The sequence below is a fragment of the Amycolatopsis sp. NPDC003676 genome, from assembly GCF_053587275.1.
The window spans coordinates 37,881-57,663 of the sequence record NZ_JBSFNS010000006.1 but is presented as its reverse complement, the minus strand read 5'-3'; the positions used below and the strand labels follow the sequence as shown (position 1 = coordinate 57,663).

The following is a 19,783-nucleotide window of genomic DNA, read 5'->3' as shown; positions in this document are numbered from 1 at the left end:
TCGGAACATGCCGTTCACCGGTCTGGATGCCTGGTCGAGTGCCCGAGCCGCCGCCGACGAGTTCTCCGGGGCGGTGCTGATCCAGCGCGGCGCGGAAGTGCTGTTCTCGGGCGCGTACGGGCTGGCTACCCGTCGATGGGCCGTGCCGAACCGGCTCGACCTCCGGTTCGACACGGCTTCCATCACCAAGTTCTTCACCGCGGTGGCCGCGTTTGCGGCTGATGGACCAAGGACGACTGGACCTGCTCACGCACCTCCGGGATCGCCGACGACGCTGACGAGGAAGCGGGGGAGAGCTACGGGGCGCTGAGGGTCGGCAACCGGTCTACTCGGTGACGCGAACGCGGGACCATCTGCCGAATTTCGTCCGCAAGCCACCCCATTTCCCGCCGGGGGAGGTGCAACACTGGGTACGTCCTCGTCGGCCTGGCGATCGAGGAAATCACCGGAACCGCCTGCCGCGACCACATCCGGAGCGCTGTTTTCGCGCGGGCGGGCATGACCGCGGCGGACTTTTACGACCGAAGGGAAGCCGCACCGATGTCGCGGAGGGCTGGGATCCGGTCACCGATTCCGAGGGCCGGATCACCGGGTGGAAGCAGAACATCTTCAGCTATCCGCCGATCGGCTCGCCCGATGGCGGCACGCACGTCACGGTGGCTGATCTGGTGCGGTTCCTGCGCGCTGTCCGCGGCGGCGAGCTCATGTCGGCCGAGCGGACCGAGCAGTTCCTCACCCCGCAAGTGCTGCATCACCGCGCCGAGGAAGGCGACGTGTGGTACGGCTTCGGACTGGAATTCACCTTGGGGCAGAACGGTTCTGTCCGGAACTACTACAAGGACGGCCGCAATGCCGGCGTCGGCGGCATCGCGCGGCACTATCCGGCCTAGGACCTCGACGTGGCGGTGCTGTCCAACGCCGCCCGCGGCGCGCCGGCCGTGCTCCGCGAAATCGACCGCCGCATTTAACTGATGGCGGGTTAATTGTCGGTGCAAAGTATGCGACAGTGCTCCAGTTGAGTTTTCAACCTGCTACGCAATGGCCGCGCACGAGTGTGCGAATGTCCGAGTTTATTGGGTTGTGATAGGTGTGTTCATCTGTTGTTAACCTGTACGTTCCTGTCTGGTTAACCTGGGCAGCGTCACCATAGTGCACCATGCCCACCCCCGCCCAGGCTAGTGAAAATGCTTTCCTGACCCCGCCGGGAACCCCCCTTTCTCCCGGCGAACTCGCCGTCTTCCTTCGGTTGGAAGAAACTGAAAAGTTCGCACCGCCGGACCTTGCCGCGCACTACGCGGAATGTCTTCCGGAGGCGCGAGCGAAAACGATGTCCCGGCTGCTCTCCGCTTTGGCGCGCGAAGGTTTGCTGAAAATGGACCTGGCCCGCGAACGTGGTCTGGACCTGGTGCTGCGCGAGGCGACCAAGACCGGTCGCCTGGTCCTCGCCGGTCCGGTGCGCCTCGATGGCCACGAGGTCGCCGACCCGTTGCGGCTCTGGGATTTCCTGGTGAGAGAACAGTTGTGTTCCGGCGACGGCGACTCTTGGGACCGGCTGCGCGCCGAACTCGCCGACAGCGTCGCCGGTCACGCGCTGTCCCTGGCGGCCGCCAGTCTCTTCGCGGCCGACCTGCGCGATCAGGATGATTCCGACAACGAGCGCGCAACCCGGCCGTTCACCGCGCTGGTCGCCGCGCTCCGCGATTCGGGAGAGACTGGGTCGCTGCTGGTTCCTTTCGAAGGAATGGTCGTCGAAGGGCACCCATTGCATCCGGTCGCCAAAATGAAAGTCGGGATGGCCGTCGAGGACGCCGTCCGCTATTCTCCGGAATTCGGCACGGAATTCGGGCTGCCCCTGATTTCGGTTTCCCGGGACTTCGCCACCGGAGCGAATGACCTTGATTCTTCGCAAATACTGCTGAGCGAAGCCTTTCCGCGAACTGTCGCCGCGGCGACAGTCGAGATGCGCGCGGCCGGGCTGATCCCGGAGCAGCGCGTGCTGATTCCCGTTCATCCGCACCAGCGGTTCCATGCCTTACCGGTGCTGCACGCCGACGCGATCGCCGACGGCACGGTGGCGCCGCTGCGGACCCGGATCCCGGCGCGCCCGCTGATCTCGGTCCGGACCCTGTCGGCACGCGAGACCTCGGCGAGCACGGGGCTGCACGTCAAAACCGCGCTGGAAGTGCAGCTCACCAGCGCCGTCCGCGGGGTCTCGCCCGCTGCGGTGCACAACGGCCCGCGGCTGTCCGCGCTGCTCGAACACATCGTCGCCGGAGACCTGGACCTGTCGCTCGCCACGCCGGACGGGCGCCCCCGGTTCGCGGTGCTGCGAGAGCTGGCCAGCGTCGCGTATGTGCCGCCGGAAGGGGACCCCGCCACCGCCCAGGCACGACGTCGTTCGCTGGCCGCTGTTCTCCGCGAAGACAGCGAAGATCTGCTCGGCCCGGACGAACTGTCGATGCCGATCGCCTCGCTGTTCGCGAAATCTCCGTTGACCGGTGCCAGCCTGCTCCACGACCTGATCACCGAGACCGCGTCGGCCACCGGCGCTCCGCTGACCGAAGTGGCGCAGCAGTGGCTGGCCGCACACGTCGAATGCTGCGTCCCGCCGGTGCTGACGCTCCTCGTCCGCTACGGAATCGCGCTTGAACCCCATCCGCAGAACACCGTTCTCGTGCTGAAAGACCGCTGGCCGCACCGCGTTCTGGCCAGGGATCTCGGCGCCGCGCGGCTGCTGGAATCCCGCCTCGCCCGGCGGGCGATGTCCGGCGAGTTCCTGCCCGGCTCGCCCCTGCTCGCCCGGGACGCCGCGACGCTGCGCGCCAAGCTGTACTACCCGCTTTTCGGCCACCACCTCGGAGAACTCGTCGCTGAGCTCGCGCACACAGCCGGGTGCTCGGAGGACCTGCTGTGGCCGGTCGTGGGGGAGTGCGTGCGGCGGACGTTCCACCGGCTCGCCATGTCCGCCAGCTGTCCCGAAGAGGCCGAGGACGCCAGAGCGGACGCCGAGGCGCTGCTGAGCGGGCCGTGGCAGCACAAAGCGTTGCTGACGATGCGCTTGAAGAACCTCGTCACCGACCAGCAGTACGTCGAAGGCCCGAATCCGCTCGCCGCACCGGACACGGAGCCGGAACCGCCGGACCTCAACGAGGCGGAGCGGGAAATGTTCGCCTGCCTGCGGGATCGTCGGCCGGAACTCGTGCGGCCGTGGCTGGCCGAACTCGCCGGGGCGCGGCTCAGCACCCTCAACGGAGCCTGCAGCGCGTTGCTGCGGGAGCGGAGATCGTTGTCCGCCAAGCGGATCACCGAGATCGTCCTGCCCTTCACCGGAATTCCGCCGGTGTCCCCGAGCGTTCTCGCGCTGCTGGGGCCGCGCACGGGTCGGCTGATCTGCGTGACCTTGGCGTCCGGACGACGGCTGGCCGCGGTGTGCGAGCTGGAGAACGGATTCGGGGCCAACGAAGTGGTGAGCCCCGTCGTGGTGAGCGACGGAGTCGAAGTCCGCGCGCTCGACCGTCCCGAACAACTCGTCGACGCCGTCGCTTCACCCGGCGGAGAGATGGATTGGGGAGCGCTCCGCGACGATCTCGTCGACTCCGCGCGCAACCTCGCCCTGTCTCGCGCCTGCGTCCGGCGCAGCCTGCCTATGCACCGGCTGCGTGCCGCGTCCGACCTCACGCTCGACCTGGACGCGGCAAGCGCGGAAGGGCACACGATCCACCTCTGCCCGAGGGTTCGCCGCGGCTTCACCCCGGCGGATTCCCTCGCCTACTGCCCGGAAAGCGCTGACACGGTAGGCCTTTCCTTCGTCGCGGTGCGCAAGGACTCGGTGCGCTCGACCCCCGATCCGTCGGGCGCGTCGGTGGGAACGATCGTGGCCGACCACTTTCCTGCGATAGCCGCCCGCGCCATCGACGGACTCGCCGCGCGCGGGCACGCTCCCGCCGAGTACGAGCTGATTCCCGTGCATCCGTGGCAGATGCGGAGCCGGCTGGCCGCCGAGTACCACGAGGAACTGGTGGCGGGCAGCATCGTCCCGCTCCCCGAAGCGCAACTGGCGTGCCGTCCGACCGTCTCGGTGCGCACCCTGGTCACCGCCGCCGCGGGCAGGCACGGACGCCGCCTGACGGTCAAAACGTCGCTCGACGTCCAGCTCACCTCGCGGCGGCGCACGATCTCGCCCGCCACCACCGACAACGGCCCGCGGATGAGCTCTCTCCTGCAACGCCTCCTCGCGGACGACCCCGCCACGCGCGGCAGGGTCATCTGCGTGCCGGAGCTGGCTGGCATCGCTTTCTCCCCACCGACCGGCGACGCGGCGCCCGAGCGAGAGCGCGGCCTTTCCGCGCTGCTCCGAGCCGATCCCGCCGACTATGCGATGCCCGGCGAGATCGTCCTGTCCGCCTGCGCTCTGCGAGGCGCCTCGCAGCCGGACGGAACCGTTCTGGCGGAGTTGGCCAAGGAACGCCCGCACGAGTTCTTCGAGCAGTACGTGGAGCTGATGCTGACCGCGGGGCTGCCTTTGCTGTGGCGGTACGGCATCGGCCTGGAAGCCCACTTGCAGAACACGCTGCTGGTGGTTCGCGACGGACTCCCGGTGCGAGTCCTCGTCCGCGACTTCGGCGGGATCCGCGTCCACCCCGGCCGGATGCGGGAGGCGGGCCTCGATTTCGCCCCGCACCCCGATTCGATCACCTTCAGTGACGACATCGACCACGTCCGCCGAAAGGTTTCGTATGCGCTGCTGCAGGCCAACATCGCGCAGGTGGTGACGATGTTCGCGGCGACCTGGAACCTGCCCAGTGAACAACTCTGGGCGACGGTGCGCACGAAGATGACCGACCTGCTGGCTGGCCTGCCGGAGAACCTGCTCGCCAGGGCGTCTGCCGACGTGGCGTTCCTCCGGACTTCCCATCTTCCGCAGAAAGCGTTCGGGCTCATGCGGTTGCTGGCGGCCGACCACGACATCTACCTGCCACAAGCCAATCCTCTGCACGGCGCGGGCGACCCCGTGCGATGAGCACCGGCCCTGCCGGACGGCTCCCGCTGCGCCTGTTCCTGGCGGGCACGCTGTCCTCCCGGATCGGCGACACCGCGGATCTCGTCGCCCTCAACTGGTACGTGGTCGAGCAGACCGGTTCGGCGACCGCGCTGGCGACGGTGAACGTAGTGCGGCTCGCGCCCATCCTGCTGTTCACCGCGCCGGCCGGGTGGCTCGCCGACCGCTACGACCAGCGGCGGCTCCTCGCGGGCCTGCGCGTGGCGCTCTTCGGCTCGACCCTGTGCCTGGCCTGGATCGTCACCGCTGGCGGCCCGCTGTGGCTCGTGTGCGCGATGGTGTTCGCGCGAGCCTCAGCGGGCAGCGCCGAACCCGTGCTGAGACAGACGCTCCTGCCGCTGCTGCGGGGCCAGCGACCGCTCACCGCCGTCATCGCGATGCACTCCGCCTGCCTGAACGCGGCGATGATCCTCGGCCCCGCCGTCGGCGCGCTCGTCCTCGCGGTCAGCTCGGTTCCCACCGCGTTCTGGTTCAACGCTTTCTGCACGCTGGTCGCCCTGTGCTGCCTGACCGTCCTGCCCGAGTCCGCGCCGCCGGCACCGTCCACTTCGGACTCGCCGACGGACTCGGTCTGGCATCTCCTCCGGCGAAACCCGGCGATGCGCCGCCAGATCGCTCTCGCGATGGGACCGATGCTGTTCGCTTTTCCTTACACCGCAATGATGCCGCTCCTGTCGAAAGACCTCTTCGACGGCGACGGCAGCACCGCGGCCCTGCTGCTGACCTGCGGCGCGGCGGGCGCATTGGCCGCATCGACCACCATGTCCCGCCGCCCGCCAGCCAACCCCTCGCGACTGGCCGCGATCGGCGCGGTGCTCCTCGGCTGCGCCCTGCTGGTCCTCCTGGTGCCGAGCGGCTTCACCGGAAAGCCCGCCGCAGTAGGCGCCGGAGTGACGATGGTCGTGGTCGGCCTGGTCGGGCAGTGTTACCGCACCGCCAACCGGGCGGCCCTGCAAGCGACCGCCCCCGGCAACCTCCTCGGCCGGATCATGGGCATCGCGAGCACCGACCGCGCGATGATCCCGGTCGGCACCGCGGTGCTGGGCCCGATCGCGGAACTCGCGGGCACCCGGGCGATGCTCGCGTTCATGGGCCTCGGATGCGTGCTCACGACCCTGCTGACGATCCGGATCTACCGGGCCCCGCCGCGGCCGGAACCGGGTCTGGCCCCTGGCTGACTCCGTCGCGTACCGCCGCCCGGGTGAGCCAGGGTTGCGCAAAACGGGCGCCCCGGCGGTACTTTGGCGGCATCGCAGCACAGCCGCTGTCTTCGACTACCGGCTGGAGAGGGGGTTCCAGCGCCGCGTTCCCGGTCCCCGCCCCGCTTTTCGCGAGGAGGGAACGAAAACCATGCACAGCAACGCCCCGCCGTTGAGCCTGACCGTCATGTGTCCCGCCAGCCGTCCCGCCACGACGCTGACCCGCACCGCGAGGTCGACGGTGGTAACCCTGGCGGGGGAGCTCGATTCCGCCGACGTCCCGCGGCTGCGCCGGATCCTGTCCGGCGAACTCGGCCCGCGGCCCGCGACCCTGCTCGTCGACCTGACCGAGGTGGCCTTCTGCTCGGCCCGGGTCCTGGAATTCCTCGCCGAACAGGCCACGACCGCCCGCTTCGCCGGGGTGCGGTTCGCGGCGGTCGCGCGGCAACGAGCCATCCTGCGCCCGCTGGGTCTCCTGGGCCTCGACCGCGCGCTGCCGGTCGTGCGCAGCCTCGACGAAGCCGCCATGCACGCGAGGACGCGCCGGAGAACGGGCTGGCTGACCGAACCGGGCCAGCCCATCCCGTCGCGGCCCGAAAGCGATCGCTGACCAACTGTCCGCTGCGGATCTTCCAGCTGGGGGATTGCTCCATCTGCCCCCATGGCGCCGGACCACAGCGGGTATCCCCACCTCATGAACCGGATCGCCCACACGGTCGCCCGCGGCGAAAAGACCGACACCGCCCAGTTGCTCGGCCGGGCGGGGATGGCGTGTTACGCGCTCGTGCACCTCATCCTCGCCTACCTCTGCGTGCGAGTCGCCTTCGGAAGCGGCGAACAGACCGACCAGAAGGGCGCCCTGCAGGAGGTCGGCTCGACAGTGCTCGGCCAGGTTCTTTTGTGGGTGCTCGCGGCCGGCCTGGCCGCCTTCGGGCTGTGGCAGTTCCTCATGGCCGCGACCGGATACACCTGGACCAGCGGCGGAAAGCGAACCCGCAAACGGTTCGGCGTCGCCGCCCGCGGAATCGTGGTGCTCGCACTGAGCGGCACCGCCTTCCGCCTCGCCGCGGGCGAGGGCGGGGGAGGTTCGAGCGATCAGACCCAGCAGGAGTTCACCGCGAAGCTGCTCCAGCTCCCCGCTGGTCCGGCTTTGGTGGTGGCCGCTGCCGCGGTTGTGCTCGGCGTCGCCGTTGCCGCTGGGGTCAAAGGCGTGAAGCAGACCTTCCTGGAGGACCTAGACCCCAGCGGACTGCCCGGCAAGACCCGCCGCTGGGTCGGTTGGCTGGGCAGTACTGGATATCTGGCGAAGGCTGTCGTGTTCGCGGTGACCGCTTTCCTGCTGGGCTACGCGGGTTTCCGCGCTGATGCGAGACAGGCGGGCGGGTTGGACGCCAGCCTCAAGACCCTCGCCGCCCAGCCGTTCGGGACTGTGTTGCTGACGGTGGTCGCGCTGGGTCTGGCGGCGTTCGGTGTCTATTGCCTGGCCGCGGCTTGGGCACACCGGCGCTAAGGAGGCTCAGTCGGTGCCCGCGAGCAGGTCGACGACGTCCTCACCGCGGCCCCGCTCCGCGAAGCGCTGTCGTTGCCGGTCCGCGCCGCTGCCCTCGGCACACAACCGCGCCACGGCCTCCTGGGCGAATTCCAGGTCCCCAGCTGAGTCCAGCGCCGAAGAGGCCAACTCGACCAGATCAGTCAGCACGGTCTTCGTCGGCGCCAGATCGCCGCTCCGCGGGTGCGGGCAACTGCCGATCACCCCGTCCCGCGACGCGCGCCAGAGCTGGGCGCGCAGCACCTCGTTCGACAGCTCCGGAGGGGGAGCGTCGTCCGCCAGCGCGGTGGCGACCAGGCCGCGAGCCAGCACGCCGAGCAGGACCGCCTCGTTCGGGGTCGCGGCGACGTCGGCCATGCGGAACTCGATGGTCGGCTGCTTCTCCGAGAGCCGGACGTCCCAGTAGACCATCCCGCGGTCGAGGATCGCGCCCGAACGCAGCCACGCGTCGACCACGCTTTCGTACTCGTCCAGCGACGCGAAGCGCGGCGGCGGGCCGGCCGAGGGCCAGCGGCTCCATTGCTGGTAGCGCCAGCTGCGGTATCCGGTGTCGTAGCCGTCGGCGATCGCGGAATTCGCGGTCACGGTCAGCAGTGCCGGCAGCCACGGCCGGATCCGCCCGAGCACCTGGATTCCGGTCTCCTTGTCCGGGACGGCGACGTGCACGTGACAGCCGCAGGTCCGCGCCGTCCGCGCGGTGGCCCCGAAATGCTCGGCGATCCGCTCGTAGCGCGGATTCGGCGTGACGCCGGGCAAACCCGCTTCCGCCGCCGGCGGCGAGCCCGCGGGCAGCAACCGGCAGTCCCGCCGGCGCGCGGCCGCGGCCAGGTCCTCGCGCAGTTCGCGCAGCCGCTGCAGCGCCTCGTCGCGGGTCCGGCAGACGTCGGTCGCGATCTCGGCCTGCGGCTGGATGAGTTCGTGCTGCAGTTCGCCCTTGTCGCCGCCCGTTTCCGCGGCGTCGTCGACCACGTCGTCCGCCTTGGCCAGCCTGCCCTCGCGGTCGACGACGAAGAACTCCTCCTCGATGCCGAAGGTCAGCTCGTCGCCGGTCTGGTCGTTCACCGAGGTTCTCTCCTGGGGTCGGGGCATCGGAATACCCCCGTCGGCGCCCGCGCAAACAGCGGTTCCCGGGCGGCGCTAAGTCCACAAAGGACCAACTCAGGTGAGTGTGCCGCCACCGGCAAGCGAACTCTTCAACGCGCCAGCCGCCGCGGTGAGCGCCTTGGTCGCGGCAGTGACGTCCATACTGTCGTCCCAAGTGCTCATGACCGCGACAGCGAACGTCCGAGACTCAGTCCGCACCAAGCCGGTCGTATTGAGCACCCGCCGCCCGTCGGAAGTGCCCCATCCTTGTTTCACCGCCCATTTCGCGCCGGGGAACGCGCGCGGGATCCCGAAGTGCTGGTCGAACCCGTCGGCGGCGTTGCGCGGGGCGCTTTCCAGGGCCTCGGTGAGGAATTCCCGCTCGTCGTCGGACCGGCCCGAGGTGATGTGCCGGTAGACCGCGACGACGTCGTCGGCCGACATCTGGGTGGAACCCCATTGGCCGGGATCGGCGGGCGGCGAGGTGTGCGCGAGCCCCAGTTTGCCGGCCTGCCGCCGGACGATCGCCGGTCCGCCGAGCTGCTGCCACAGGCGGTTGGCGACGTGGTCGTCGCTGGCCGAGAGCATGGTGCGGACGGCGGTGGCGTCGTCGTCGGAGGGAACCCCGGAACGGTCCATCAATTCGAGCGCGATCAGCAGTTTCACCACGGACGCGGTCGGCTGCGGCTGATCGGCTTTCCAGCTCACCTCGGCCGCGCACGCGTCGAGATCGACGACCTCGATCTCCAGCCGGGGATCGTTTCCGTTGCTCAGCAACGCTTTCCGTGCTTCAGCGACGGCTCCCGGATGCTTGCCCGCCGCCGCGGCCGGAGCCGTTCTGCACGAGGCGCTCCAGTCGGTCCCGCCGGAACTGCCGGCGACGGCGATCGCTGCGACCAAACCTCCCGCAACCGCGAGCGCGGCCACCCCCACGAGCATCTTCATCGATGCGACTCCTTCGGCAACGGTCCGCTTCTCCGGGAAGCGGGAGCGAGCCGAAGGTATTGAGAGCGGGGGAATGGCAGGATCGTCCGAAGAGTCCGTCCATTCAGGCCAGTCGGCGGGCAACGCTGTCCGGGCATCGGCCATCTGGCCGACCCGCGAGGCGCTGAACTGCGAAGACGCGACGGCCGTCAGCGATGCGGAGACGGCGGCCGGGAGCGCGCACAAGACGGCGACGGCGAAAGCCGGAGGACGTTCAGGCAGATCCGCTTGCCCGATCTTGCCTTTCCGGCCGCCTTTTCGCCGTCGTCGGTTTCCGGGGTTCGTTCAGTCGGTTTCGGGTTGCTGCCACGTCCGTCCGGCCCGCTGGGCGGCCAGCTGGATTTCGTCGCCCACCTCCTGCCAATTCTGGTCCGTCGGGTCGTGGTCGCCGATCCACGTGCGCCGCGGCGCCGCGAGGGAGCCGCCGGCCGGCTGCGGGTTTTCTGTCATCTGAGCCATGATTCCTCCGTCTCCTGGCGAAGACCACCACGGACTGCCCCTATCGAGCCCCACGAAACAGGCCCGCGTTTGAACTCGGCCCGGATGGGTACGCGGGGCGCGTGGCCGATCATTCCCGCGCACCAGTGCTCGAAGCGATCCGGCGGTTTCGCGCGTCCGGGCACGTGTCCTTCCTGCCGCCCGGACACAAACAAGGCCGAGGCGCAGACCCGAGACTGGCCGAGATCGTCGGCCGCGACGTGTTCGCGTCGGACATCATCCTGATGAACGGCTTGGACGACCGGGCGCTCAACCGCGGCGTGCTGTCCGATGCCGAAGACCTCATGGCGGACGCGGTGCACGCCGACCGCGCGTTCTTCTCGACCTGCGGCAGCTCCTTGTCGGTCAAATCGGCGATGCTGTCGGTCGCAGGGCCCGGCGAAGAGCTGCTCATTTCCCGCAACGTGCACAAATCCGTGGTCGCCGGGCTCATTCTCAGCGGCATCCGGCCGGTGTGGGTGTCGCCGCGCTGGGACCGGACGCTGAACTTCGCCCACCCGCCAGGCCCGGAGGAAACCGAGGCGGCCTTCGCGGCACATCCGGCGGCGAAGGGAATGCTGCTGATCACGCCGACCGATTACGGTTCCTGCGCGGACATCCGCGGCGTCGCGCGCGTCTGCCACGAGCGCGGGGCGCCGCTGATCGTCGACGAGGCCTGGGGCGCGCACTTCCCGTTCCACCCGGACCTGCCGGCCTGGGCGATGGACGCGGGCGCCGATCTCTGCGTCACGAGCGTGCACAAGATGGGCGCGGGCCTCGAACAGGGCTCGGTCTACCACCTGCGCGGCGACCTGGTGGACCCCGATGTGCTCGCCATGCGCGCCGACCTGCTCGACACGACCAGCCCGTCGTCGCTCATCTACGCCGGGCTCGACGGTTGGCGCCGGCAGATGGTCGAGCACGGAAAGAGCCTGCTCGACGACGTGCTCCAGTTGGCCGCGGACACCCGCGAGCGGCTGTCGAGGATCGCCGGGATCACCGTGCTGGGCGACGCCGAACTCGTCGGTCCAGGCCGGGCCGACGATCGGGATCCGCTGAAACTGCTGATCGACGTGTCCGAACTCGGGTGTTCCGGCTACGCCGCCAACCACTGGCTGCGAGACCGGCAACGGGTCGACGTCGGGCTTTCGGACCACCGCCGGATCGCCGCCCAGTTGACCGTCGGCGACGACGAGGAAACCGCCACCCGGCTGGTCGACGCACTTCAGGCATTGTCCGAGCACGACCTGCCCCGAGCCACCCCCGTGGACCTGCCCGCGCCCGAGGACCTGGAACCTGACCAGGCCTTGCTGCCGCGCGACGCGTTCTTCGGCCCGGCCGAACAGATTCCGGCCGAGGACGCGGCAGGACGGATCGCGGCGGAGACGATCAGCCCGTACCCGCCCGGTGTCCCGGCGGTGCTGCCCGGCGAGGTGCTGACCCGCCCGGTCCTCGACTACCTGCGGAGCGGAGTGGCCGCGGGCATGTTCCTGCCCGACCCGGTGGATCCGTCGCTGCGCACTGTGCGAGTCGTCGCCCGCTGAGGAGGCGATCGAAAATTCGCGCCGAGGGGTGTCGATCGGTGCTGCGGTCGTTCGACGCGCAGTCGAAGGCCCCCGCAACGGGCGGCTGCCGAGACCCCAAGGACCTTCCCATGACTGAACTGCCCGCGGAACTCGTCCGTAAAGCGATCGTCGACCACACCCGGCGCCTGGCGGAATCAGCCGTCGCCGCCGGACCGGACGCGGCCGTGCCGACTGCTCCGAAGTGGACCGTCGCGGACCTGGTCGCGCACGTCGGCCAGACCCAGCACTGGGTCGCGGAGATCATCGAACGCCGCATCACCGACCCGACCCAGCTGCCCACCGACATGGCCACGCCGCCCTCGGACCCGGCTGAGTGGCAGGCTTGGCTCTCGGAATCCGCGCAACGGGTCGCGAACGCGTGCTCGGACGACGCGCTCGACGCACCGGTCTTCAACGCCTCCGGAGACGCCCGGTCCGGGACGCGATTCTGGATGACCAGCATGCTCAACGAGGCGGTCGTCCACGGCTTCGACGCCGCCAACGCCGCGAACCACCCGCTCGACATCGACCCCGGCATCGCGGCCGGGCTCGTCACCAACCACCTCACGATGCTCACCTCGCCCACGTGGGAGATGCAGCGATCGGAGTCCGCACACGCTATCCGAGGCACCGGTCAGATCCTGCAGTGGCTGGCCACCGACACCGCAGGTGCCTGGTCCGTCGAACGAAAGCCGGACGGCGCGACCTGGCAGCCGGGAACCCGTGAAGCCGACGTGACCGTGACCGGCCCGGCGCGATCCCTGCTCCTCATCTTGACCCGACGCCTCCCGCTAGCCGACTGCGAAACCGTCGACGGCGACGCGGCCCTCGCCCAGCACTGGCTCGACCACACCGCCCACGCCAGCGACTGAGCGCTGGCTAACGGCGCGGAACCGGCCGGGAGAGCCGCAGTTCGATCAGGTCCGCCCCGCGCCGCAACAGGTCGACCCACTGCTCGGGATCGTGGTCGAAGCGCGCGGAGGACCAGCCGACCGACAGGCTGCCGTACGGTTCGCCGCGCAGGAAAACCGGCACCGCGAGTGTCGCCACGCCGGTGTCGTACTCGCCGGTGGTGAACGCCCAGCCCCGGTCGGCGACCTCGGCCAGCTGCTCGCGCAGGACGGCGAGGTCGGTGACCGTGTCCGGCGTGAACCGCGCCATCGGCCGGTCGGCGAACAGCCGGTCGCGCTCCGCTTCGGGCAGGAACGCGAAGTACGCCTTGCTGGTCGCGCCCGCGTGCGCCGGGTACAGCTCGCCGACCAGCGAGTAGCCGCGCAGCCGCCCGTCGCTGCCTTCCGCGGCCAGCACGCACCGGGTGTGCGCGCCGTCGGGCAGCGACAGCAGGGCGGCGTGCCCGGTCTGGGCGGCGAGGTCGGAGAGGACCGGGACCACCAGCAGGTCCAGCGCGCCTGCCCGGTCCCACAACCGGCCGAGGTGCAGCGCGGCGGGTCCGATCCGGTACCGGCGGGTGCTGTCGTCGCGGACGAGGAAACCGCGATGCGCCAGCACCGCGAGCAGCCGCTGCGCGATCGACGTGTGCAGCCCGAACTCGCGCGCCACCGCGGTGACGCCCCATTCCGGGCGGGCGCGGTCGAACGCGAGCAGCACCTGCAGCGCCCGGTCCGCGGTCTGCGGCAGACCGGCCGGGGTGGCGCGTTCGTCGTGGTCCGGCATCCGGCCATTGTGCGAATAACGGGAAATGTTTGTAAAGCCGGTGTGCGCGGGCTGAGTCTGGTCGGACCCCCGCGGCCTGACTTTTCAGAGGAACCACATGCTCAAACACGTCCTGGAACTGCTCGAAATCCTCGACGACCCGGCGGTGACCGGGAAAGAGGTCGTCGCCTACCTCGACGCCGTCGCCGGCGCAGCGGGCAGCGGCGCGGAGATCACCACCGTCACCGGCGACGCCGGCCAGACCGACTTCGTCCGGGTGCGGGTGCCCGGCAGCCGCGGTCGCACCGCTGGCGGCGACGCGCCCACCCTCGGCGTGGTGGGCCGCCTCGGCGGGGTCGGCGCCCGGCCGGAGGTGACGGGTTTCGTGTCTGACGGCGACGGTGCCGCCGCCGCGCTGGCCGCCGCCGCCAAGCTGCTGTCCATGCGGGCTCGCGGGGACGTGCTGGCCGGCGACGTGCTGATCGGCACGCACATCTGCCCGGACGCGCCCACGCTGCCGCACGACCCGGTGCCGTTCATGAACTCGCCGGTCGACATCGCCACGATGAACAGCTACGAGCTGTCCGCCGAAATGGCCGCCGTGCTGTCGATCGACACCACCAAAGGCAACCGCGTGATCAACCACCGCGGACTCGCCCTGTCGCCGACCGTGCGCAGCGGCTACATCCTCCGGGTTTCCGAGGGGCTCGGCGAACTGCTGGAGACGGTGACCGGCGCGCCGTTGGTGACCTACCCGATCACCACGCAGGACATCACGCCCTACGGCAACGGCGTCTACCACCTGAACTCGATCCTCCAGCCCGCGACCGCGACGGACGCGCCGGTCGTCGGACTTGCGATCACCTCGGCCGCGACGGTGGCCGGCTGCGCGACCGGGGCGAGCCACGAGACGGACATCGCCGCCGCCGCGCGCTACGCGGTCGAGGTCGCCAAGCAGTTCGGCACGGGCGCGCTGCGGTTCCACGACGAGGCGGAATTCGCCAACCTGCAGACCCGCTACGGCTCGATGGCGCACCTGCAAACCCTGGGCACGGAGGTGGCCGGATGAGCACCGCGACGAAACCCGCGAAGCACGCGAAAAAGCGGATCGGCAACGACGACTACTCGCTGCGCCGCGTCCCCGAAGAGGCCCGCTACGGGTTCGGTTCGATGCTGCTGCAGTGGCTCGCGCAGTCCGGGTCGCTGTCCCAGTTCGTGCTCGGCGCGACGCTCGGCGTCGGGATGCGGTTCTCCGACGCGTTCTGGGCGTTCACCCTCGGCGCGGTGATCCTGGAGGTGGTGATCTTCCTGATCGGCCTCGCCGGGCAGCGCGAGGGCCTGACGATGACGATGCTGACCCGGTTCACCGGCTTCGGCCGCAACGGGTCCGCGCTGGTGAGCCTGGTGATCGCGATCAGCCTGGTCGGCTGGTTCGGCGTGCAGAACGGCATCTTCGGCAAGAGCATGAACGCGCTGGTCGGCGGACCGGTGTGGCTGTGGTGCGCGGTGTCCGGCGTGGTGCTGACGCTGCTGGTGATCTACGGCTTCAAGTACATGATGTGGCTCGCGAAAATCGCGGTGCCGCTGTTCTTCGGGCTCGTGGCGTGGAGCGTCATCTCGACCCTGTCGGAGCACTCGGTGGGCGCGCTGATGTCGGCCGCGCCGACCGCGACCGCGATCTCCATCCCGGCCGCGGCGACGATCATCGCGGGCGGCTACATGACCGGTGCGGTGGTCGCTCCGGACATGACCCGGTTCAACCGCAAGGGCTGGCACGTCCTGCTGCAGAGTTCGGCGTCGATCGTCCTGTCCGAGTACATCGTCGGCATGACCGGCGTGCTGCTCGGGCACCTGGTCGGCAGCTCCGACGTCACCCACATCGTGCTGTCCACCTCGGGCTTCGTCGGGCTGATCGTGGTGGTGCTGGCGACCGCGAAGATCAATGACTGGAACCTGTACGGCTCTTCGCTGGGCGTGGTGAACTTCGTCCGGACCGTGTTCGGCCGCCCGCTGCACCGCGGCGTGGTCACGCTGGTGATCGGGATCGCCGGGACGGTGCTGTCCGCGATCGGTTTCCTGCAGCACTTCACCGCGTTCCTGTCGCTGCTGGGCGTCGCGATCCCGCCGGTGGGCGGGATCATCGTGGCCGAGTACTTCCTGGTGCGGCGGCTTTCCACGCCGCTGCGGGAAACCCGGGCGGCCGGGCGGGTGCCCGCCACGATGCCGGTCTGGGTGCCCGCGACGCTCGCGGTGTGGGCGGCGGCGTTCTGCGTCGGCAAGTTCGTGCACTGGGGCATCCCCGCGCTGAACTCGCTGCTCACCGCCGCGATCCTGTACACGCTGCTGGGCCGGGCCGGGCTGATCCGGCCGGTGGGCTCGGCGGAACTCGAGGAGGTGCCCGCGTGACGAGCGCACAGGACGAGGTGGTCGACCTCTGCCGGGACCTGATCCGGATCGACACTTCCAACCCGGGCGCGACCGAACGGCCCGCAGCGGAGTACGTCGCGGAGAAACTCGCCGAGGCCGGGCTGGAGCCGACTCTCGTGGAAAGCGCGCCAGGCCGGGCCAGCGTGTTCGCCCGACTGTCCGGAGTGGACTCTTCGCGGCCCGCGCTGCTCCTGCACGGGCACCTGGACGTGGTGCCCGCCGATGCCGGCGAGTGGAGCGTCCCGCCGTTCTCCGGAGAGATCGCCGACGGCATGCTGTGGGGCCGCGGCGCGATCGACATGAAGGACTTCGACGCGGCGATCCTCGCGCTGGCACGGCAATTCGGCCGCACCGGCGAGAAACCGCCGCGCGACATCGTGTTCGGCTTCCTCGCCGACGAGGAGGGCGGCGGGAAGTTCGGCTCGCACTGGCTGGTCGAAAACCGCCCGGAGCTGTTCGAGGGCGTCGGCGAGGCGATCACCGAGGGCGGCGGCGTGTCGTTCGACCTCGGCAACGGCAGCCGGCTGTATCCGATCGAGTGCGCGCAGCGCGGTCAGGCGTGGCTGCGCCTGGTCGCCACCGGCCGCGCCGGGCACGGCTCCTCGCCGAACGACGAGAACGCGGTCACCGATCTGGCCGAATCGCTGGCCCGGATCGGCCGCCACCGGTTCCCGGTCCGGCTGATCGAACCGGTGCGGGCGCTGCTGGAACGCGCGGCGGACCTGCTCGGCGTCCCGTTCGATCCGTCCGATGTGGACGGAAGTCTCGCGCGGATGGGCCGGGTGAGGGAGCTGGTGAACGTGATCCTGCGCAATTCGGCGAACCCCACCATGATCTCCGGCGGATACCAGGTCAACGTCATCCCCGGCCGGGCCACCGCCGCCGTCGACGGCCGGTTTCTCCCCGGGTACGAGCAGGAGCTGCTGGACACCATCGACGAGCTGCTGCTTCCGTCGGTGCGCCGCGAATTCATCCACCACGACATCGCGATGGAGGTCGGCTTCGACGGGCCCTTGGTGGATGCGATGTGCGCGGCCATCACCGCGGAGGACCCGGATGGCCACCCCACCCCGTACTGCAATGCCGGCGGCACCGACAACAAGGCGCTGTCCGCGCTCGGCATCCGCGGCTTCGGGTTCAAGGCGCTGCGCGTCCCGCCGGAACTGCCCTACAACCGGCTGTTCCACGGCGTCGACGAACGGGTGCCGCTGGAGTCGCTGCGGTTCTCCGTCCGGGTCCTGGACCGGCTGCTGCGGACTTGCTGAACAATAGCGGGCGAACCGAGGAGAATCGCGTGACTGACTTGCTGTTGCTGTCCAACTCGACCAACCACGGCCGCGACCCGCTCGAACACGCGCTGGACGCGGTCGCCGAGGTGCTCGACGGACGCACCGAGCTGGTGTTCGTGCCGTTCGCGCTGGCTGACCACGACGGCTACACCGAGCGCATCGCGACCGCGGTGGCACCGCTCGGCGTACAGGTGCGCGGGCTGCACACCGCCACCGACCCGGTCGCCGCGGTGCGCTCGGCTCCGGCGGTGTTCACCGGCGGCGGCAACACCTTCCGCCTGCTGGCCGAGCTGTACCGCCGCGAGCTGCTGGAACCGTTGCGGGACAGGGTGTCCGAGGGAATGCCCTACCTCGGAGCGAGCGCGGGAACCAACATCGCCGGGCCCACGGTGCGCACCACCAACGACATGCCCATCGTGGAGCCGCCGAGCCTCGCTTCGCTGGGCTTGGTGCCGTTCCAGCTGAACCCGCACTACCTCGACCCCGACCCGGCCAGCAGGCACATGGGCGAGACCCGGGAGAAGCGGCTCGCGGAATTCCACGAGTGCAACGACATTCCCGTGCTCGGCCTGCGCGAGGGCACGTGGCTGCGGGTGCGCGGAGACTGGGCGGAACTGGCGGGAGTGTCCACGAGCGGCGGCGCGCCCGGGCGGTTGTTCCGACAGGGTGTGCCGGGCGAGGACGTGTCCGGTGATGTCAGCGATCTGCTCGCTCCGGCGAGCGAACCGGTGTGGGGCTGACTGCCCGACTGTTCTGCTGCTCGATAACGGGGAAGGGCTGGGCCAGCGGGCTCGGCCCTTCCCCGTTGCTGTTTTCTCGGCAGCCGTAGGCCCGCAGCGGTGATGCGGGGCAACCGCTGGGCTGCGCCGGGTCGGGTGCCTCTCCGCTCCGGCGAAGGTTCGTGAGGGGAACCCTGAGGGAATCTGATTCCGTCAGGGTTCCCCTCACGAACCTCTGCAACCGCGGCCTCGGACCCCGAACCTCCGCAACCCCGGCCTCCGGCCCCCGGGCCGCGCCTCGCCCATCGGCATCAGGGAAGAGGACTCTGCCGGAATAGCTTGACACAAGCATCTTAGGACAAAGATACTTCCCGGCGACCCCGCCGGCCGAGGCGGCCGGTCCGGTCTCGCGGCGGTTCCGCGCGGTCCGGGCCGCCTCGCGATGGTCCGGCCCGGAAAGGAACCGTCGTGACCGTGCTGAGGGAAGGCCGCCCGTCCCGTGCGCCGCTGTCCGCGTGGCTGGGCGTGCTGGCGCTCCTGGCGGTCGTGGCGGTTTCCTACATCGACCGGGTCAATGTGTCCGTCCTGATCACCGATCCCGCCTTCACCCGGCATTTCGGGATCGCGGGCAACCGGGCGGCGCAAGGCGCGCTGATGACGGTTTTCCTTGCCGGCTACGGAATCGCGGCCATGCTGATCACCCCGTGGTACGAAGCGGTGTTCGGGGTGCGGCGCGGGCTGCTCGTCAGCCTGGTCTGCTGGGCGCTCTTCACGCTCGCGTCCCCGTACGCCGGGGGAGCAGTGGTGCTGCTGACGCTGCGGTTCCTGCTCGGCGCCAGCGAGGGCCCGCTGTTCTCGCTGAAAACCATGTACGTCAAGGACAATTTCGCCGAAGGCGCCTGGGGCAAGCCCAACGCGGTCAGCTCGATGGGCGTTTCCCTGGGCACGGCGCTGGGCATCCCGGTGATCACCTTCGCCCTCGTGCACTTCGGCTGGCACGGCTCGTTCCTCCTGCTCGCGGCCCTCAACCTGGTGGTCGGGCTGCCGCTGGTAGCCGTGTTCGTCCGCGCCTCCAGGCACCGCACGGCCACGCGGCAACCGGCGTTGCGGCGGTTCGCCGGAGCGCTGCGCACGCCCAAACTCGGCTGGATCCTGCTGATCGAGGTGGCCACGCTCGGCTATCTGTGGGGCAGCACCTCGTGGCTGCCGTCCTATTTGCTTCAGGCGCGGCATTTCTCGCTCGCGCAGATGAGCGCGCTGTCGGCACTGCCGTTCGTGGTCAGCCTCGGATCCGGTTTCCTCGGCGGTTATTTCATCGACCGGATGCCCGCTCGCCGGGTGCCGCTCGTGCTGGTGATCGGCAGCGTCGGCACCGCCCTGTGCGCGACGGCCGTGACTTTCGCCGATTCGCGCTGGCTGGCGGCGGCGACGCTCATCCTCGCCAACGCGTTCTGGGGCCTGCAAGGACCGGCGATTCCGACGCTGGTGCAGCAATACGCGCCGGCGGGCACCGTCGGGAGCGCCTACGGCCTGATCAACGGCGTCGGCAATCTCGTGTCCGCGCTGCTTCCGACCTTGATGGGCGTGGCGATCGCCGCGGGCGGCGACCACGGATTCGCCGCCGGGTACGCACTGCTCGCCGCGACCCAGCTGCTCACGCTGCTCGGCGCCGTCGTCCTGCTCCGCGGCCGCGGCCCAGCCGAAAAAGCGCCCGCCGCGGCCGATCTCCCGGCGGTGCCGGAAGAGTCCCGTTAGGACGCGAACACCGGATAGGCTCCG

17 protein-coding genes are annotated in these 19,783 nt (G+C 69.9%); 13 read left to right on the top strand and 4 right to left on the bottom strand.

Features of this window, described 5'->3' with window-relative positions:
- Positions 1-7: 7 nt before the first annotated feature.
- From ACWDNU_RS05510 to ACWDNU_RS05485, 6 genes are all read left to right on the top strand, one after another.
- Complete coding sequence (locus tag ACWDNU_RS05510; RefSeq protein ID WP_449667881.1) at positions 8-310, top strand: serine hydrolase; 303 nt, start codon at positions 8-10, stop codon at positions 308-310.
- Between the two features lie 22 nt (positions 311-332).
- Positions 333-890 carry a hypothetical protein gene (locus ACWDNU_RS05505; protein WP_449667880.1) on the top strand — a complete coding sequence of 186 codons (558 nt, stop codon included), beginning with the start codon at positions 333-335 and terminating at the stop codon, positions 888-890.
- Between the two features lie 356 nt (positions 891-1,246).
- Positions 1,247-5,020 carry an IucA/IucC family protein gene (locus ACWDNU_RS05500; RefSeq protein WP_449667879.1) on the top strand — a complete coding sequence of 1,258 codons (3,774 nt, stop codon included), beginning with the start codon at positions 1,247-1,249 and terminating at the stop codon, positions 5,018-5,020.
- Positions 5,017-6,237 (top strand): MFS transporter, encoded by a 1,221-nt coding sequence (locus ACWDNU_RS05495; RefSeq protein WP_449667878.1) that lies wholly within the window; start codon positions 5,017-5,019, stop codon positions 6,235-6,237. Before ACWDNU_RS05500 ends, ACWDNU_RS05495 begins: the two co-directional genes overlap by 4 nt.
- Before the next feature lie 172 nt (positions 6,238-6,409).
- The gene (locus ACWDNU_RS05490; RefSeq protein WP_449667877.1) at positions 6,410-6,868 is read left to right on the top strand and encodes an STAS domain-containing protein; all 459 of its coding nucleotides are present in this window, start codon (positions 6,410-6,412) and stop codon (positions 6,866-6,868) included.
- An 84-nt stretch (positions 6,869-6,952) separates the two neighbouring features.
- A complete protein-coding gene (locus ACWDNU_RS05485) occupies positions 6,953-7,768 on the top strand; it encodes a DUF1206 domain-containing protein (RefSeq protein WP_449667876.1) in 816 nt (271 codons plus the stop codon).
- 6 nt (positions 7,769-7,774) lie between these two features.
- Here ACWDNU_RS05485 and ACWDNU_RS05480 read toward each other — a convergent pair whose 3' ends face one another.
- From ACWDNU_RS05480 to ACWDNU_RS05470, 3 genes are all read right to left on the bottom strand, one after another.
- Positions 7,775-8,869, bottom strand: coding sequence for a carboxylate-amine ligase (locus ACWDNU_RS05480; RefSeq protein WP_449667875.1), 1,095 nt, complete (start codon positions 8,867-8,869; stop codon positions 7,775-7,777).
- Between the two features lie 96 nt (positions 8,870-8,965).
- A complete protein-coding gene (locus tag ACWDNU_RS05475) occupies positions 8,966-9,835 on the bottom strand; it encodes a serine hydrolase (RefSeq protein WP_449667874.1) in 870 nt (289 codons plus the stop codon).
- A 324-nt stretch (positions 9,836-10,159) separates the two neighbouring features.
- A complete protein-coding gene (locus ACWDNU_RS05470; protein ID WP_449667873.1) occupies positions 10,160-10,333 on the bottom strand; it encodes a hypothetical protein in 174 nt (57 codons plus the stop codon).
- 101 nt (positions 10,334-10,434) lie between these two features.
- Here ACWDNU_RS05470 and ACWDNU_RS05465 point away from each other — a divergent pair, with 101 nt between their 5' ends.
- Positions 10,435-11,895: an aminotransferase class I/II-fold pyridoxal phosphate-dependent enzyme gene (locus tag ACWDNU_RS05465; protein WP_449667872.1), complete on the top strand. Its 1,461-nt coding sequence runs from the start codon at positions 10,435-10,437 to the stop codon at positions 11,893-11,895.
- Positions 11,896-12,005: 110 nt separating this feature from the next.
- Entirely contained in the window at positions 12,006-12,788 is a 783-nt protein-coding gene (locus ACWDNU_RS05460; RefSeq protein ID WP_449667871.1) for a maleylpyruvate isomerase family mycothiol-dependent enzyme, read from the top strand.
- 7 nt (positions 12,789-12,795) lie between these two features.
- On the opposite strand, the gene ACWDNU_RS05455 is transcribed toward ACWDNU_RS05460, so the two are convergent.
- Positions 12,796-13,590, bottom strand: coding sequence for an IclR family transcriptional regulator (locus ACWDNU_RS05455; protein ID WP_449667870.1), 795 nt, complete (start codon positions 13,588-13,590; stop codon positions 12,796-12,798).
- A gap of 97 nt (positions 13,591-13,687) precedes the next feature.
- Between ACWDNU_RS05455 and ACWDNU_RS05450 the strand changes: the two genes are divergently transcribed.
- From ACWDNU_RS05450 to ACWDNU_RS05430, 5 genes are all read left to right on the top strand, one after another.
- Entirely contained in the window at positions 13,688-14,638 is a 951-nt protein-coding gene (locus ACWDNU_RS05450) for a DUF1177 domain-containing protein (protein WP_449667869.1), read from the top strand.
- Positions 14,635-15,975 (top strand): cytosine permease, encoded by a 1,341-nt coding sequence (locus ACWDNU_RS05445; RefSeq protein ID WP_449667868.1) that lies wholly within the window; start codon positions 14,635-14,637, stop codon positions 15,973-15,975. Before ACWDNU_RS05450 ends, ACWDNU_RS05445 begins: the two co-directional genes overlap by 4 nt.
- Entirely contained in the window at positions 15,972-17,261 is a 1,290-nt protein-coding gene (locus ACWDNU_RS05440; RefSeq protein ID WP_449667867.1) for a M20/M25/M40 family metallo-hydrolase, read from the top strand. Before ACWDNU_RS05445 ends, ACWDNU_RS05440 begins: the two co-directional genes overlap by 4 nt.
- Before the next feature lie 29 nt (positions 17,262-17,290).
- Complete coding sequence (gene pepE / locus ACWDNU_RS05435) at positions 17,291-18,025, top strand: dipeptidase PepE (RefSeq protein WP_449667866.1); 735 nt, start codon at positions 17,291-17,293, stop codon at positions 18,023-18,025.
- 447 nt (positions 18,026-18,472) lie between these two features.
- On the top strand, positions 18,473-19,759 hold the full coding sequence (locus ACWDNU_RS05430; RefSeq protein ID WP_449667865.1) for an MFS transporter: 1,287 nt from the start codon (positions 18,473-18,475) through the stop codon (positions 19,757-19,759).
- Positions 19,760-19,783: the final 24 nt, after the last annotated feature.